Consider the following 16,770-nt stretch of genomic DNA (forward strand, 5'->3'; position numbering starts at 1 on the left):
GCCCGGACCGGCGAATTCGTGCCCTGACGCGACGAGCGACGTCAACACATCGACGTCCATGATTCGGCTCCGCGCTCCGTCAGCCTAGGTCACCGCTGGACACACCCACAAGCACCGGACTCACCGGGCACGTCGCACGCGCCCTTCACCCCGTCCCGTCGCGGTGGCGGCCGGCGCGGCGGCACGGCGGGTCGGCGGCACGGCGGGTCGGCGGCACGGCAGGGTCGCGGCGGGCGGCGAGAAGGGACAGCCGACAACCGATATGCCTCTCGGTCATAAATATGACCGAGAGGCATATCGGTTGGAGGGCTTGTGTCTCCGGAGGGCGACACGCCGAGGAACACCCCTCGCGGGTGCGGGGGGCGCGCCCCGGAAAGGCCTGAGGGCTCAGCCTTCGACGGCGGCGGCGAGCTTCCGCGACTCCGCGGCCTCGGCGGACTCCCCCGACGCCGCGGGCTCCGCCGGCGCGGCGGACTCACCCGGCTTGGCGAACTCCGCCGGCTCCGCCGACGCGGCAGGCTCTCCTGCCGGAGCAGGGCCGTCGGCGAGGGCCGCCTCGACTGTGGCGCGTGCCCGGCGGGTACGGCGCAGGGCGCGCACCGCCAGCCCGACGGCGACCAGCCACGCGACACCGAGCAGCACGTACACCACCACCGGCACCGAGCCGCCCACGCCGCCGGCGCTCAGCAGCGTGCGGGCGTTCGTCAGCACGATCACGCCGCCGATCACGGCGCCGAGCAGCTGGGCGGGGACGATGCGGACCAGCCAGGCCGCGATCGGCGCGGCGATCAGGCCGCCGACCAGGAGAGCGGCCACAGTGGGCAGCAGGAAACCCTCGGAGCCCAGGCCGATGAGGAAGCCGATGCTGGCCGCGCCGGCCACCACGAACTCGGAGGTGTCCACCGAGCCGATGACCTTGCGGGGTTCCATCCGGCCGGAGACGAGCAGCGCCGGGGTGGCGACCGGCCCCCAGCCACCGCCGCCGGTGGCGTCGACGAAGCCGGCGACCAGGCCGAGCGGGGCGAGGAAGCGGCTGCGCAGCCGGCCGGCCGCGCGGTTGGCGCGCAGCGGCCGGGAGAACCGCACCAGCAGGTACGCGCCGAGCGTGAACAGGATGGCGGCCATCCACGGTGCCGCGGCCTCGGTGGAGATGGAGCTGAGGAATGTCGCCCCGGCGAACGCGCCGATCGCGCCGGGCAGCGCGATGCGGCCGACCACCCGCCAGTCGACGTTACCGAATCGCCAGTGCGAGACGCCCGCGGCGAGCGTGGTGCCGATCTCGGCCAGGTGCACCGAGGCGGACGCCGCGGCCGGTGCCACACCGGCGAACAGGAGAAGCGTCGAGGAGGTCAGCCCGTACGCCATGCCGAGCGCGCCATCGACGAGTTGCGCGGCGAGCCCGACGAGGGCGAGGACCAGCAGCTTGCGCACGAGCGCCCCCTGACTTTTCGGTATCTCCTATCAACTTGGTCGACAATGCGGCACGGAGGCGCCCCGGGTCAAGTCCCCATCCGGTTGGTAGGAGACGCCGGACGGTGTGCCGGGGTGTGCGGAAGCCGGCGTCAGCTCCAGGCGCGCGGGTCGGCGGCCAGCTCGTTGACCCGGCCGGGCAGCGCGCCGGCGGCCACGTCGGCGATGGTGACCAGCTCGAGGATCTCCCGCTCGCTGGCCCGAAGCGCGATCCAGACGTCCTGCAACGCGCGGGCCGCACCCTGGTAGCCGAGCTGTTCCGGGCGCTGCCCGCGTACGTGCGCGAGCGGACCGTCGATGACGCGGATCACCTCGGCCAGGGAGATCTCCCCGGCCGGCCGGGCCAGCCAGTAGCCGCCCTCGGGGCCACGCTGGGCGTGCACGATGCCGCCCCGGCGCAGTTGCAGCAGAATGCTCTCCAGGAACTTCGGCGGGATGTCCTGCGCGCGGGCGATCTGCTCGGCGGTCACCGGCCGGCTCCGCCCAGTGGTCCCCCCGACCGCGACCGAGGCCAGCTCAGCGGCCGCGCGGAGGGCATAGTCGACCCGGGCGGAGAGACGCATACGGCCAGGTTAGTCCGCTGCGGTGCGGGCCGGCCCCCCGACCCGCACCCGGACGATCACCGATCGGGCTCTCAGCCGCCGACGCGCCGCAGCAGCCCCTCCTGGACGGCGCTGGCGATGTGCCGGCCGTCGGTGGTGAACATCCGGCCCGTGGCCAGGCCGCGGGCGCCCGATGCGGACGGGCTCCAGCAGTCGTACAGGAACCACTCGTCGGCGCGGAACGACCTGTGGAACCACAGCGCGTGGTCAAGGCTCGCGCCGACCACACCGCCCGGGCCCCACACCTCGCCGTGCACCGACAGCACCGAGTCCAGCAGGGTCAGGTCGGAGGCGTACGTGAGGGCGCACGCGTGCAGCAGCGGATCGTCCGGCAGCTTGCCGTCCAGGCGCATCCACACCCGCTGGTGCGGTTCGGCCGGGCGGTCGCCGGGGCGGACCCAGCCGGGCTCGCCGACGTAGCGCACGTCGATCGGGCGCGGGATCATCCCCCAGATGCCGAGGCGCTCCGGGTAGCGGGAGAGCCGGTCGGTCATGGTCGGCACGTCGTCCGGGCCGGGTACGTCCGGCGGGAGCGGGGCGTGGTGGTCCAGCCCTTCCTCCTGGCGCTGGAACGACGCCGACATGAAGAAGATCGGCTTGTCGTGCTGCAACGCCACCGAGCGACGCACCGAGAAGGAGCGGCCGTCACGGACGTTCTCCACCTGGTACTCGATCGGCTCGGCCGGATCGCCGGGGCGCACGAAGTAGCCGTGCAGGGAGTGCACGGCCCGCTCCGCGTCGACGGTGCGGCCTGCTGCGACCAGGGCCTGGCCGGCGACCTGCCCGCCGTAGACCCGCTGCGGGCCCACCTGCGGGCTCATCCCCCGGAAGGTCATCTCCCCGGTACGGGCGAGGTCGAGCACCTCCAGCAGCTGGTCGACCGCCGCCTGCCCGGTGGCCACACCACTCACTGGAGCGCCCGGGCCGAGGCCGCGTCGACCAGCGAACCGAGCTGGTGCACGCGCAGCGTGTTGGTGGAGCCGGGGGTGCCGGGCGGGCTGCCCGCCACGATCACCACGTAGTCACCCGGGTTGGCCCGGTTGAGGCCGAGCAGCGCCTGGTCGACCTGGCGGAACATGTCGTCGGTGTGCTCGACGAACGGCATCAGGAACGTCTCCACGCCCCAGGAGAGCGCGAGCTGGTTGCGCACCTCCGGCACCGGCGTGAACGCCAGCAGCGGCAGGTCGCAGTGCAGCCGGGCCAGCCGCTTGACGGTGTCACCGGTCTGCGAGAACGCGACCATGGCCTTGGCGCCGATGGCCCGGGCGATCGACGAGGCGGCGACTGTGAGCGCGCCGCCGTGCGTACGCGGGTCGTGCTGCAACCGGGGGACGGCGATCGAGCCGGCCTCGGTGGTGGTGATGATCTTCGCCATGGTGCTGACGGTGAGCACCGGGTACTTGCCGACGCTCGTCTCGCCGGAGAGCATCACCGCGTCCGCGCCGTCGAGCACCGCGTTGGCCACGTCGGAGGCCTCGGCGCGGGTCGGGCGGGAGTTCTCGATCATCGAGTCGAGCATCTGGGTGGCCACGATGACCGGCTTGGCGTTCTCCCGGCACAGCTGCACGGCACGCTTCTGCACCAGCGGCACCTGGTCCAGCGGCAGTTCGACGCCGAGGTCGCCGCGGGCGACCATGACCCCGTCGAAGGAGAGCACGATCGCCTCCAGGTGGTCGACCGCCTCCGGCTTCTCGACCTTGGCCAGGACCGGGCGGCGCACGCCCTCCTCGTCCATGATCGAGTGGACGAGCTTGATGTCCTCCGGCGAGCGGACGAAGGAGAGCGCGACCAGGTCGACGCCGAGGCCGAGGGCGAAGCGCAGGTCCTCGGCGTCCTTGTCGGACAGGGCCGGGACGCTCACCGCGACGTTCGGCAGCGAGACGCCCTTGTTGTTGGAGACCGGGCCGCCCTCGGTGACCAGGCACCGGATGTCGTTGCCGGTGACGTCGCTGACCTCGACCGCGACCCGGCCGTCGTCGATCAGCAGCCGGTCGCCCGGCTTCACCTCCTGCGGCAGCTTGCGGTAGGTGCAGGAGACCCGTTCCTTGGTGCCCACCACCTCGTCGCCGGTGATCACGACGGAGTCGCCGGTGCGCCACTCGTGCGGGCCGTCGGCGAACCGGCCGAGACGGATCTTGGGCCCCTGGAGGTCGGCGAGCACCGCGACCGGGCGCCCGGACGCCTCGGCGGCCTCCCGGACCAACCGGTAGACCGATTCGTGGTCGGCGTGACTGCCGTGGCTGAAGTTGAGCCTCGCCACGTTCATGCCGGCTTCTACGAGCCCGCGGATACGCTCCGGGGAGGCGGTTGCGGGGCCGAGAGTGCAGACGATCTTCGCGCGGCGTGTCACGCCCATCAGGCTAGTCTCTCCTCCGGATCGGCCTCCCGGCCGACCCCTTGCGGACTGCGGAACATTTGTCCAACGACGCGCGTCAACCGCGTGGGCGGGCGGTAGGCGTACCGCACCGGAACGTCGTGTGGCGGGCATCGGCGACCGCGCGGTGAGAAATCGTACCGCTCCCCGTCACGGGCCGGCCGGGGGCACTGTGGGGCCGCCGCGCCCGGCCGTCCGGCCGTGGGCGGGCACTGGGTACGCGGCAGTGGGCGGTGCCGTCGGAGGGGCTCGCGCGGAGCCTCAGCTCTCCGTCTTGACCAGCGGGAACTCCAGTGAGCCGGCCGGGCAGAGGAAGGTGAGCACCTCGACCCGGTAGAGCCCGGCCTGTACCGCCGGGTCGGCCTCCATGACGCTGCGGACGTCGTCCACCGAGCCGGTCCGGGCCAGGCCGAAACCGATCGGCGGGTCGGGTTCCCGGGCCGGGCCGTCGACCGACCCGTCCACGAGCACGATGCCGCGCCGTTGCAGCGCCCGCATGTGCTGGAGGTGCTCGGCCTGCAACCGCTGCACTGTCTCGTCCGGCAGGGCCCGTCCCGAGGGCCCTGGGTAGAGCACGATGCACTCGTACGTGTCCAGCGCGAAGTCGAGCCGTGGCGTCGCGGCCATGCGCACCTCCTGACCACCGTCCCGCCCAGCCTCCCACGGCGGCCCGGTGCGCCGGGGCCGCTCGCCGCAACTGCCGGTGCTTCGCCGCCACGATTCGGGGAATGTCCAGGGGTCGGGGCGCAGCACCGCCCCGCGAGGTACGTACGAGCACAGGAGGACCGCGAATGGCCACCAGCACCCAGCCCGCCAAGGCGTCGGGCAGCTACCGGATCGGTGGCGACCTGCCGGTCGACCGCCTCGGCTACGGGGCGATGCAGCTCACCGGCCCCGGCGTGTGGGGCGACCCGAAGGACCCGGCCGAGGCGGTGCGGGTGCTGCGCCGCGCGTACGAGCTGGGCGTCACGTTCATCGACACCGCCGACTCGTACGGGCCGTTCGTCAGCGAGCTGCTGATCCGCGAGGCGCTGCACCCGTACGCCGACGACCTGGTCATCGCGACGAAGGCCGGGCTGACCCGCTCCGGCCCGGACGACTGGCGGCCGGTGGGCCGCCCGGAGTACCTGCGCCAGCAGTGCGAGCTGAGCCTGCGCCACCTGGGCCTGGACTGCATCCCGCTCTACCAGCTGCACCGCATCGACGCGAAGGTGCCACTGGCCGACCAGCTCGGCGAGCTGGCGCTGCTGCGCCAGGAGGGCAAGATCCGGCACATCGGGCTGTCCCAGGTCAGCGTCGAGGAGATCGAGGCGGCCCGGGCGATCGCGCCGATCGTGTCCGTGCAGAACCTCTACAACCTGGCCGACCGCAGCGCGGAGGACGTGCTGGAGCACTGCGAGCGCCACGACCTGGCGTTCATCCCGTGGTTCCCGATCGCCACCGGCAACCTGGCCCGGCCCGGCGGCCCGCTCGACGCGATCTCGACCTCGCACGGCGCCACCCCGGCGCAGCTCGCGCTGGCCTGGCTGCTGCGCCGGTCGCCGGTGATGCTGCCGATCCCCGGTACGTCGTCGGTGGCGCACCTGGAGGAGAACGTGGCGGCGGCCGGGGTGGAGCTGACCGACGACGAGTTCGAGGCGCTGGCCAAGGCAACCTGAGCCGGCCGCCGCACCTCCGCCGACCCGCCCCTTTCGCGGACTGTGATCGAGCAACTACTGTCAGAGGGATTCTCGCGAGTGGGGGTCCGCTGTGGAGGAGTTCGACTACGTCATCGTGGGGGCCGGCGCGGCGGGGTGCGTACTGGCGAACCGCCTCACCGAGGATCCGGGGACGCGGGTGCTGCTGCTGGAGGCGGGCGGCTGGGACCGCAGCCCGTACGTGCGGGTGCCGAAGGCGTTCTCCCGGCTGATGGACGACCGGCGCACCGCCTGGCACTACCCGGCCACCACCGGGCCGGGCCGCCAGGAGATCTGGCAGCGCGGACGGATGATCGGCGGCTCCACGTCGGTGAACGGCATGATCTGGAGCCGCGGCGCGGCCCGGGACTGGGACGCCCTCGAACCGCTGGGCTGGGGCTGGTCGGCGATGCGGCGGGTGTTCCCGCAGTTGGAGGACCACCCGCTCGGGCCCGCGCCGCACCGGGGCACCGGCGGTCCGGTGCGGCTGTCCGTCGCCACCGGCACCGACCCGCTCGCCGAGGAGATGGTGGCGACCGGCGCCGAGCTGGGCTGGCGCCGCGCCGACGACCTGGACGCCCACGACGACGAGCGGATCGGCTACCCCACCGCCACGATCCGCGCCGGACGCCGGGTCAGTGCCGCGGACGCGTTCCTGCACCCGGTGCGGCGCCGGCCCAACCTGACCGTCGAGGTCGGCGCCGTCGTCCTGCGGGTGCTCGTCGAGGGTGGCCGCGCCACAGGTGTACGGGTGGCGCGCGGCGGCGGGGAGACCACGTACCGGGCGGCGGGTGAGGTGATCCTCGCCGCGGGCGCCCTGGCCACCCCGCACCTGTTGCAGGTCTCCGGCATCGGCCCGGCGGACACGCTGCGCGCGGCAGGGGTGCCGGTGCTGCTCGACCGGCCCCGGGTCGGCACCGGGCTGCGCGAGCACCGGTCGATCGTGCTCCAGTACCGCCTCGCCGAACCCGGCGGCCACAACATGACCATCGGCAGCCCGCTCGGGCAGGCCCGGGCGACGCTGCGCTGGCTGCTCACCCGGGGCGGACCGCTCGCCCTGCCGGTGCTGGACGTGGCGGCCCACCTCAAGTCCCGGCCGGAGCTGGATCGCCCGGACGCGCACCTGCTGATGGCGCCGTTCTCGGCCGCCCCGCCGCGCCCCGGCAAGGCGCTGGAGCTGGAGCGGGAGCCGGGCCTGATGTGCCTGGGCACCGTCACCCGGCCGGACAGCGAGGGCAGCCTGACGATCACCGACGCGGACCCGCGTACGCCGCCGGCCATCGTGGCGAACTACCTCACCACGGAGCACGACCGGCGGGTGGCGGTGGACCTGTTCCGCCGGATGCGGGAGTTCTTCGGCACCGGCCCGATCGCGAAGCGCATCCAGGCCGAGACGGTGCCCGGAACGGCGACCACCACCGACGCGGAGATCGTCGAGGCGGCTGTGGCACGCGGCTACTGCGGCTACCACGCGATCGGCACCTGCGCGATGGGCACCGGCGACGAGCACGTGGTCGACCAGCGGTTGCGGGTACGCGGCGTGGACGGGCTGCGGGTGGTCGACGCGTCGGTGCTGCCGGTGATGGTGGCCGGCTGGACCAGCGCCCCGGTGACCGCGCTGGCCTGGCGGGCCGCCGACGTGATCAGGGGACGGGACGCGGACTGACCGCCCGGACCCGGCCGGCGCTGCACCGGGGCCCGGCCGGACGTGCCCGGACCCGCGCGACGGCGGGTCCGGGCACGTGGCTCAGACCGCGAAGCAGTTCGGCTGGACCGGGGCGCCGGCGAGCACCTGGCGCACCGCCGTGTACGTGGTGCCGTCCAGCACCAGCCCGAGGTGGCCGACGACCCGCAGCGGGCACCAGGCCTGCACCAGGATGTTCGTCGCGCCGTCGGCGAGCACGGCGTTGTCGACCGGCCGGACCAGCTCGTCCTGCCAGGTGCGCACGGTGGCCCAGCGGACCGGGCCGGGCGTGTCGTCCCCGGCGTTGAGGTCGGCGAGGAAGCTCGACCCGATGGTCATCTGCTGGCAGGCGATCACACCGGCGCAGCTGCCCAGCCCGAGGACGGCGACCAGATTCGCGACGTAGGTGCCGTACTGCGGGCTGCCCAGGCTGACGTACTGGTCGACGGTGGCCGCGCCGCCGAGGTACTTGACGTACCAGCGGCTGACCAGCCCGCCCTCGGAGTGGCCGACCAGGTCGACGCGGGCCGCGCCGGTGGTGGCGCGGACCCGGTCCACGTAGGACGACAACGCCCGGGCGGACTCGCGGATGTCGCCGAGACCGAGGTTCGGCAACTGGAAGATCGAGACCCGGTAGCCGTCGGCGCGCAGCCGGGCGGCGATCGGCTCGTACGCGATGGAGATTCCACTCAGGCCACCGACCACGATCACCGGGTCGGCGGCCGCGGCGGCGGCCCGTTGCGCGGCGGTGGCGACGGCGGCCGTGTTCGACGGGGTGGCGGGTTCCGGGGCGGCGGCCTGGGCGGCGGCCGGGACGAGCAGGACGGTGGCGGCGGTGGTGGCGGCCAGGATCGTTCGAAGCAGCATGGGCTGCACCTCCGGGGGGAGGCACCCGGGCGGACCCGGGGGGACGGGTGGGATCCGATCGATCGTGGTCACGATGATGCGTGTCCGATTTCACACACGTCAATGAAAAGTTACGCGGCGGTAACCCTTGTCGCGCCCTCAGCACAAACCGGCATGCCGGACCGGGCTCAGTTGCCCAGCGCCTGCACCTTCGCGATGGTCTCCTGCACGTGCTGCCGGGCCGGTTCCCCGCCCTGCGCGGCCTGCGCCAGCGCCTGCCGGTAGGAGTCGATGACCCCGATCAGCGGGCCCGCCGTGGCCCCCTCCAGCGCGCCCGCCACCAGCGCCCGCGCCTCGGCCGCGTCCTGCGCGGCAGCGGCGGTGCGCGCCTTGGCCTCGTCCAGCTTCTGTGCCGCCGCCGCCAGCCTGGCGATGATCTCCGCCGCGCTCACACGCCCTCCCCCAGCTCACCCGCCCCGGAAGCCTACCTCCCCACCCCGCCCTCCCACCTTCGCGATCTTGCAGTTTCCGCCCGTCCAAAAGCCACCAATGCCGCACCCCGGGGGCCGCAACTCCATTATCGACGGAGCGGTAGGGGCGAGGTCAGCGGAGGAGGCGGAACAGGAGGAGATAGAGGCAGAAGAAGGACGGGGAGACCAGCGCGCAGATCACGAAACCCAGCGGCACGTACCGTCCGGCCGGGGGCGCGTCGCCCTCCACCGCCGGGCGGCCCCAGCGGGCGAGCACCACCTGACCGGCCACGAAGGACATCAACGGCACGCCCGCGCAGCTCAGCGCCGCCACCAGGTCCAGCCCGCTCACCGGCAGCGACGAACCCACTATCGCGATCAGCATCAGCAGCGAACCGGCGAGCGCGCAGCCCGCGTACACCACCACCGCCCGCGCCGGCGCGGACCAGGTGGGCAGCAGCACCGGCGTGCGGGCCAGCACGTCGGCCTGCTGCCCGAACACGTCGGCCTCCTCGGCGAGCCGCCCCGCCGCCGCCAGCTCCCCCGCCGGATCGCCGGCCCGCGGCGCCGGAACACCACCCGAGGGGTACGCCCCGACCTCCGGCCGCCCCGGGGCGTCGGCTACGCCGCCGGTCACCCCGTCACCCGGTCCGGGCGCGGGACCTGGTGCTCCCCCACCGGCCACCATCGCCGGTGCCGGCTCCTCCGCCGGGACCGAGGTCATCGGCACACCGATCGCCTGCCCGAGCCGGTCGAGGTGCTGCCCCTGGGCGGCGAGCCGCTGCCCGACCGAGTCGACGGCGGCCTGGAGGCCGCGGCGGCGCTCCGCCTCGGCGGCGATCTCCCGCTCACCGCCCCGCTGCCGGGTGGACAGCTCCCGCAGCAGCGCCGCGTACTCGTCGAATCCACTCATGGAACATCACTCCCGCCCGCGAACGGCACGATCAGCGCGGTGCGGTGCTCGTGCCGGTCGACGAGCAGGGCGCGTCCCTCGCGCGGGACGTACGCCAGGTCGTGCACGCCGAGGTGCAGGCCCAGGTCGGCGGCGGGGACGTTCAGCGCGACCAGGCCGGTCACGTCGTCGCGGTGACCGCTGCCGCCGAGGTCGTCGGCGAGCCGGCGCAGCCCGCGCCACCAGCCGAGCACGTGCACCCCGCGCGACGGTCCCTGGCGCAGCACGGCGCGCAGGTCGTCGTACCCGGATCGGAACGTCGCCGGGTCGGAGGCGGCGAGCGTCGTGGCGGCGGCGTCCATCCCGAACACCACCAGGTAGGTGCGCCCGGCGGCCGGGGCGTCCCCGGCTGCGGCCTCGGCGAGCTGGGCGCGCAGCGCGCCGGCGTCGAGGCGCCGGACCGGATGCCCGGCGGCGGCCAGCGTCATGGCCAGGTCGTCGGCGGCGTCGGTGGTGCCCGGTGCCAGCGGCGCGAACAGGAACCGGGCGGTGCCGGGGGCGTGCTGGCGGGCCAGGGACAGGGTCGCCGACCGGAGCACGTCCGCGCCGACCGCGGCGGTGCCGACCACCGCCAGGTGCCGGCCCGGGCTGCCGTCGAGCGCGAACCCGGCCGGGCTGCCGGGGACGTCGACCACGCGGCCGACGAGCGCGTACGGCGGGTCGGCGCCCGGCGTCAGCGCCGCCCAGGCGGGGTCGTCGGTGAGCCGGGGCATCTCGTGTCCCCGGAAGACGGCAGGCGGGCGTGACCCGGCCGGGCGGGCCGCGTGCAGTTCGTGGCGCAGCGCCGCGAGGTCGGCCGAGGCGGCGTGCGCGTCCGGGAACCGCACCTCGGCGTCCGAGCCGGGCGCGCCCGCGCCGGTGTTCACCACTGCGGTGCCGACGGTGAGCCCGCGTGCGGCGTCGTTGCGCGGGTCCAGCACGGCGTCGCCGCCGGGCAGCGCGATCCGCAGCGGGAACTGCCCGAAGATCGCCTCGGCCCGGCCGTAGAGCGCCTCGATGCCGGTGGTGCTCTGGCTCGCCAGCACCAGGTGCAGGCCGTACGAGCGGCCCTTGCGGGCCAGTTCCTCGATCAGGTCGACGGCCTGCCGGGCCAGCGCGTCGTTGCCGGCGAACAGCACGTGGAACTCGTCGACGACTGTGACGATCCGGGGCGGCCGGGCGTTGGGCGGCAGGTCGGCCAGGCGGCTGACGCCGTGCCGCTTCAGCAGGTCGGCGCGGCGGCCCAGTTCGGCGCGCAGCTCGCGCAGCACCGCCACGCCGTACTCGCGGTCGGACTCGATGCCGACCGCGTCGGCGTGCGGCAGCCAGGTGGGGTCGCGGTCGGTGGGCACGAACTCGGTGAAGCTGACGCCCTCCTTGAAGTCGAGCAGCATCAGCCGCAGCTCGGCCGGGGAGTAGCGGGCGGCCAGCCCGTACAGCACGTCGAGCAGCAGCACCGTCTTGCCGGCACCGGTCCGCCCGCCGATCAGCCAGTGCGGGGTGGCGTCGTCGAACGCCACGCTCAGCGGACGGCGGCCGGCCCGGCCGAGCACGGTACGCAGCCCGGACGCGGCGGACCCGGCCCAGCGCTGCGCGGGCAGCAGGTCGGTGAACGTGACGCCGTCCTGATCGGCGGCCTCGGCGTACCGGCGGGCCAGCGCGGTGACAGTGGCGTGCGACGGGTCGCCGTCGAGCACCACCGGAGCGGCCAGCCCGCTGCCGTCGGTGCTGAACGGACGCCCCGGCGGATCACCGACGAGCGTGTACCGCTCGGTGACGCGCAGCTGGGTGGTGGCGCCCAGCGGCGGAGCCGCGCTCGGCCCGGCCGGTGGGTGGCCGGCCAGCAGCACGCAGACGGCCGCGGCCGGGCCGGCGTGGGTGAGCGCGGCCAGCCGGGCCAGTTCCCGGGGCGGTGGCGCGGACGCGGCGACCACCACCAGCAGCTCGCGGTCCTCCGGCGCGGACCGCTGGGCGGTACGGGCGTGCCGCTCGGCCAGGTCGAGCAGGGCCGTCGTCTCCGCCTCGGTGGTCGCCGCCGCGGCGAGCACCCCGGCATCCTGGAGCGGGCGCAACGGCAGGAACGCCGCGCCGAAGGCGGCCTGGTCGATGCCGGCCACCCGGATCGCGCCGGCCGGAGCGGCGGTCAGCAGCCGTACCACCACCGCCCGCAGCAGCTCGCCGACGCGCGGGTCACGGGCGTCCGCGTCGACGGCCAGGTGCGCGCCCGCGCCCACCGGCACGAGCACCGGGAACGCGCCGTCGACAGTGGTCGCGGCGCCGAGGCGTACCGGAACGGGGTGGGTCGCGACGCGGGCGGTGCCGGGCACCGCGGCGGCCAGCTCACCGCCGAGGCGGGCCAGCCGCGCGACCAGCTCGGGACTGCCCACCGGCGCCGGGCCCGCGGCGCCCAGCAGCCGCCGGGCCGTCTCCCAGTGCCGCACCGCCCGCCGATGCCGATCGACCGCCTGCCGGTACGCCGCCGCGAGTCTGCCCACCGTCCGCCCTCCGACGTTTGCGATCGAAGGGAACCCTAACGGACGCGCGCCGCACCGGCACGGGGCGCTCCGCACCGGGGATTCGTCCACTGTTCACCCGGCTACGGACGGGCGCGCCGCACGCCGTTCCCCCGGCCCGGCTTGCCTTCCCCCAGGCAATCGTGCGCACAGGAAGGCGACGACGTGACCACCTCACCTCTTCCCCGGCGGTCCCTGCTGCGCGGCGGCGTGGCCGGCGGACTCGGCATCATGGTGGCCGGCAGCCTGGAGGCGATCGCCGGACCGGCGGCGGCCCGGCCCGCCTGCCGCCCCGCCGTCGGCTACGGCGACCTGGTGCCGGACCCGGCCGGCCTGCTGGCGCTGCCGCCGGGCTTCTCGTACACGGTCGTCGCGCAGGCGGGCGCGACGCTGCTGGAGTCCGGGCAGCCCACCCCGAGCGACGCGGACGGCACCGGCTGCTTCCGCGGCCCGCACGGCTCGGTGCTGGTGAACAACCACGAGATCGGCGGCGACGAGCCGTACCCGGTGCCCGCGCTGCCCGGCCTCACCTACGACCCGGGCGCCCGCGGCGGCACCACCACCATCGAGGTGGACCGGCACGGGCGGCGGCTGCGCGAGTACGTGAGCGTGGCCGGCACTCACAACAACTGCGCCGGTGGCATCACCCCGTGGGGCACGTGGCTGACCTGCGAGGAGACCGAGCAGCGGGCCGGCGGGCGGTTCCTGAAGGACCACGGGTACGTCTTCGAGGTCGACCCGCACGACCGGTCCGCCAACACCGACCCGGTGCCGCTGACGTTCCTCGGGCGGTACTCCCACGAGGCGGTGGCCGTCGACCCGTACACCCATTCGATCTACCTGACCGAGGACGCGAGCGGGCCCAACGGCCTGTACTTCCGGTGGACGCCGCCGCCCGGCTTCCGGGCCGGCAAGGGCGCGCTGCGGGCGCTCGCCCAGCGGCCCGACGGCGGCACCGCGGGCAGCCTCGCGGCGATGCGCTGCCTGCGCGGCGACGACCACGTGGCCGACCTGTCCGAGGCCACCACGCCCGGCACCCGCTACCGGGTGGAGTGGGTCGAGGTGCCGGACCGCGACGCCCGGACCGTGTCGGTACGCAAGCAGTTCACCGACGCCGAGGTGACCCGCAGCCGCAAGCTGGAGGGCGCCTGGTGGGGCGACGGCGGCGCGTACTTCGTGGCCAGCTACGCCCGACACGACGACGGCAGCGCCAACGAGCACGACGGGCAGGTGTGGTTCTACGACCCGCGCCGCCAGACCGTGACGCTGAAGACCATCTTCGGGGTGAACACCGACCCGGAGGCCGACACCGGCAACTACGACGGGCCGGACAACATCACCGTGTCGCCGTACGGCGGGGTGATCCTGGCCGAGGACGGCGAGGGCGTGTCGCACCTGGTCGGCGTCACCGAGCAGGGCAAGGCGTATCCGCTGGCCCGCAACGAACTGAACGACAGCGAGTTCACCGGGCCGACGTTCAGCGCGGACGGGAAGACGCTGTTCGCCAACATCCAGTCGCCGGGGTACGTGTTCGCGATCACCGGACCGTGGGGGCGGCCTGGTAACGGGCACCGCTGAGCGGGTGGCCGGCGGTTCCCGGGCGGGAGCCGCCGGCCGATCCGCCTCTCCTCGGCGATCTTGCACCTGCGGCCCCGAAGAATGGGTGCATGAGCCGCATTTCGCCGCCCGAAAGTGCAAGATCGGCGCACTGGACCGCGCCGACGGTTGTCCGCGCGACGCTCTCGGCGATCGCGGAGTACGGCGGGGTCGGCTGAACCCGGCCGCACCCGCCCCTTCCTCCCGCACAGAGCAGCCCTTGATGCGTCACGTCAACAAACGGCCGGACGTATCAATTCATGCCCGCCGGCGGGCGCAGGCCGTCCAGCGCGATGGCCAGGACGCGGTCCCGCTGGGCCGGGTCCGGGAACTGGTACGCGGCGAGGCCGCTGATCAGCCGGATCACGTCGTCGAAGCCGGCGTCCGGCCGAGCTTCCCCGGCGGCCTGGGCGCGGCGCAGCAGCGGCTCGCCGGTCGCGTAGATCTCGGTGCGGCAGCTGCGGAACACCTCGGAGTCGTGCACCAGCTCCTCGGCCAGCGCCCGCTTGGTGGCCACGTAGGCGACGAACCGGTGCAGCCAGCCGACCAGGGCGTCCCACGGGGGCTCGTCGGCCAGGTCGGCGGCGGAGGCGCTGAGCGCGCGCACCTCCTCGACGTAGACCGCCTCGAAGAGGTCCCGCCGCTGCGGGAAGTTGCGGTAGAGCGTGCCGATGCCCACGCCCGCCCGGCGGGCGATCTCCTCCAGCGACGCGCCCGCGCCGTGCTCGCCGAAGACCTCGCGGGCGGCGGCGATCAGCGCGTCGTAGTTGCGGCGGGCGTCGGCCCGCTTGGGGCGGCGCGCGAAGACCTCGCCGGACACGTCGGCGTCAGCCATGAGGCGCGTCACCCCTTCCGCCTTGCAACCGGAGGCACCCCTCCGCTAGGTTAATGGAGGCAAGCCTCCGGTTACTGACCGGAGCCACCCCTCCGGATAGCTTACTCCGGACTTCCGGCCGCCCTCCGGCCACGCGATCCTCGCGCCACGACACGGACCCGGGAGGTCCCACCATGCCCGCCGACCGCTGAGCGCCCGCACGACCCGGCCGCCACCGCCGCACGACTGCGCGAGCGGCCGCCAGTCTCGTACCGACAACGGGGAGTTCTCCCACATGATCCACTCATCAGGGCGCGGCTCGCGCCGACTCACCTTCCTCGTGCTGGCCGCCGGCACCGGATTCTTCGCGATGCTCCAGTCGCTGATCACGCCGGTGCTGCCCACCATCCAGCACGACCTGCACACCTCGCCCAACACGGTGACCTGGGTGCTCACCGCGTACCTGCTCTCCGCGTCCGTCTTCACGCCGATCGTCGGCCGCATCGGCGACATGGTCGGCAAGGAGAAGACGCTCGTCTTCTCGCTCGCCGCGCTCGCGCTGGGCTGCCTGCTGGCAGCCGTCGCCCCCAGCATCGGCGTGCTGATCGCCGCCCGCGTGGTGCAGGGCATCGGCGGCGCCGTCTTCCCGCTCTCGTTCGGCATCATCCGCGACGAGTTCCCGGCCGCCCGGGTCAGCTCGGCGGTGGCCTCGATCTCCGCGGTCGTGGCAGTCGGCGGCGGGCTGGGCGTGGTGCTGGCCGGGCCGATCGTGGCCACCCTGGGCTACCGGTGGCTGTTCTGGATCCCGCTGGTGGTGGTCGGGCTGACCGCGCTCGCCGCGCACCGGTTCGTGCCGCGCTCGCCGGTACGCACCCCGGGCCGGATCAACTGGCTCAGCGCCGTACTCCTGTCCGGCTGGCTGGTGGCGCTGCTGCTGCCGGTCAGCAAGGGCGCCGCGTGGGGTTGGGGCTCCGGCCGGGTGGTCGGACTGCTGGCGCTGGCCGCGGCGCTCGCGGCCGCCTGGCTGGCGACCGAGGCCCGGGCCGCGAACCCGCTGATCGACCTGCGGATGATGCGCCTGCCCGCGGTCTGGACCACGAACCTCGTCGGGCTGCTCTACGGCGCCTCGATGTTCGCCGTCTACGCGTTCCTGCCGCAGTTCGCGCAGATCCCGACCAGCGCCGGCTACGGCTTCGGCGCCAGCGTCACCCAGGCCGGGCTGCTGATGCTGCCGATGCTCGTCGGCATGTTCGTGGCCGGCCTGCTGGCCGGACGGCTGCAGTCCCGGTTCAGCGCCAAGGCGCAGCTGAGCACCGGCGCGGTGTTCAACGTGGCGGCCGCCGCCATGCTGACCGTCGCGCACGACACCCGCTGGCAGGTCGGGATCGCCGGCGGTCTGGTGGGCCTCGGCATCGGGCTGGCGTTCGCCTCGATGGCCAACCTGATCGTGGCGAACGTGCCGGCCGGGCAGACCGGCGCGGCGACCGGCATGAACGCCAACATCCGTACCATCGGCGGCGCGATCGGCGCGGCGCTCGCCAGTGCCGTGATCACCGCGAATCCGCAGCCGAGCGGGCTGCCCCGGGAGGCCGGTTTCACGGCGGGCTTCCTGCTGCTCACCGGCATCTCGGTGGCCGCGGCGCTGGCCGCGCTCGCCGTACCCTCCGGTCGCCGCCGGTGGCCCCGGCGGCGGATCGGGCCGGCGGTGCCGGACCTGGCGCCGGTGCCGGCCGCGGAGCTGGTCCCGGCCCGCTGACCTCAAGGGGTACGAGCAGACGAGAGCCCCGCCCGGCG

General features: G+C 74.4%; 14 protein-coding genes. 4 read left to right on the plus strand and 10 right to left on the minus strand.

Features of this window, described 5'->3' with window-relative positions; translation table 11 throughout:
- Positions 1-387 precede the first annotated feature (387 nt).
- From FB454_RS16245 to FB454_RS16265, 5 genes are all read right to left on the minus strand, one after another.
- Positions 388-1,431, minus strand: coding sequence for a sulfite exporter TauE/SafE family protein (locus FB454_RS16245; protein ID WP_145751889.1), 1,044 nt, complete (start codon positions 1,429-1,431; stop codon positions 388-390).
- A gap of 131 nt (positions 1,432-1,562) precedes the next feature.
- On the minus strand, positions 1,563-2,033 hold the full coding sequence (locus tag FB454_RS16250; RefSeq protein WP_013287529.1) for an RrF2 family transcriptional regulator: 471 nt from the start codon (positions 2,031-2,033) through the stop codon (positions 1,563-1,565).
- 71 nt (positions 2,034-2,104) lie between these two features.
- Positions 2,105-2,983 carry an acyl-CoA thioesterase gene (locus tag FB454_RS16255; protein WP_151501499.1) on the minus strand — a complete coding sequence of 293 codons (879 nt, stop codon included), beginning with the start codon at positions 2,981-2,983 and terminating at the stop codon, positions 2,105-2,107.
- On the minus strand, positions 2,980-4,428 hold the full coding sequence (gene pyk, locus FB454_RS16260; RefSeq protein ID WP_013287531.1) for a pyruvate kinase: 1,449 nt from the start codon (positions 4,426-4,428) through the stop codon (positions 2,980-2,982). Before pyk ends, FB454_RS16255 begins: the two co-directional genes overlap by 4 nt.
- A gap of 279 nt (positions 4,429-4,707) precedes the next feature.
- Positions 4,708-5,073, minus strand: a complete 366-nt coding sequence (locus FB454_RS16265; RefSeq protein WP_013287532.1) for a YciI family protein — start codon at positions 5,071-5,073, stop codon at positions 4,708-4,710.
- Positions 5,074-5,237: 164 nt separating this feature from the next.
- Here FB454_RS16265 and FB454_RS16270 point away from each other — a divergent pair, with 164 nt between their 5' ends.
- Positions 5,238-6,104, plus strand: a complete 867-nt coding sequence (locus FB454_RS16270) for an aldo/keto reductase (protein ID WP_013475834.1) — start codon at positions 5,238-5,240, stop codon at positions 6,102-6,104.
- Between the two features lie 91 nt (positions 6,105-6,195).
- Positions 6,196-7,788: a GMC family oxidoreductase N-terminal domain-containing protein gene (locus FB454_RS16275; protein WP_145823145.1), complete on the plus strand. Its 1,593-nt coding sequence runs from the start codon at positions 6,196-6,198 to the stop codon at positions 7,786-7,788.
- Between the two features lie 81 nt (positions 7,789-7,869).
- Here the strand turns inward: FB454_RS16275 and FB454_RS16280 are convergent, their stop codons facing one another.
- From FB454_RS16280 to FB454_RS16295, 4 genes are all read right to left on the minus strand, one after another.
- The gene (locus FB454_RS16280) at positions 7,870-8,673 is read right to left on the minus strand and encodes a lipase family alpha/beta hydrolase (RefSeq protein ID WP_145823146.1); all 804 of its coding nucleotides are present in this window, start codon (positions 8,671-8,673) and stop codon (positions 7,870-7,872) included.
- Between the two features lie 167 nt (positions 8,674-8,840).
- Positions 8,841-9,104: a DUF6244 family protein gene (locus tag FB454_RS16285; RefSeq protein WP_013287536.1), complete on the minus strand. Its 264-nt coding sequence runs from the start codon at positions 9,102-9,104 to the stop codon at positions 8,841-8,843.
- Positions 9,105-9,255: 151 nt separating this feature from the next.
- On the minus strand, positions 9,256-10,035 hold the full coding sequence (locus FB454_RS16290; protein WP_145823147.1) for a hypothetical protein: 780 nt from the start codon (positions 10,033-10,035) through the stop codon (positions 9,256-9,258).
- Entirely contained in the window at positions 10,032-12,548 is a 2,517-nt protein-coding gene (locus FB454_RS16295; RefSeq protein WP_145823148.1) for an FtsK/SpoIIIE domain-containing protein, read from the minus strand. Before FB454_RS16295 ends, FB454_RS16290 begins: the two co-directional genes overlap by 4 nt.
- Before the next feature lie 183 nt (positions 12,549-12,731).
- On the opposite strand from FB454_RS16295, the gene FB454_RS16300 reads away from it, so the two are divergent.
- On the plus strand, positions 12,732-14,144 hold the full coding sequence (locus FB454_RS16300) for an alkaline phosphatase PhoX (RefSeq protein ID WP_145823149.1): 1,413 nt from the start codon (positions 12,732-12,734) through the stop codon (positions 14,142-14,144).
- Between the two features lie 271 nt (positions 14,145-14,415).
- On the opposite strand, the gene FB454_RS16305 is transcribed toward FB454_RS16300, so the two are convergent.
- Positions 14,416-14,997, minus strand: a complete 582-nt coding sequence (locus FB454_RS16305; RefSeq protein WP_030271987.1) for a TetR/AcrR family transcriptional regulator — start codon at positions 14,995-14,997, stop codon at positions 14,416-14,418.
- Between the two features lie 274 nt (positions 14,998-15,271).
- On the opposite strand from FB454_RS16305, the gene FB454_RS16310 reads away from it, so the two are divergent.
- Positions 15,272-16,732, plus strand: a complete 1,461-nt coding sequence (locus FB454_RS16310) for an MFS transporter (protein WP_013287541.1) — start codon at positions 15,272-15,274, stop codon at positions 16,730-16,732.
- Positions 16,733-16,770: the final 38 nt, after the last annotated feature.

The sequence above is a fragment of the Micromonospora sp. CNZ297 genome, assembly GCF_007827625.1.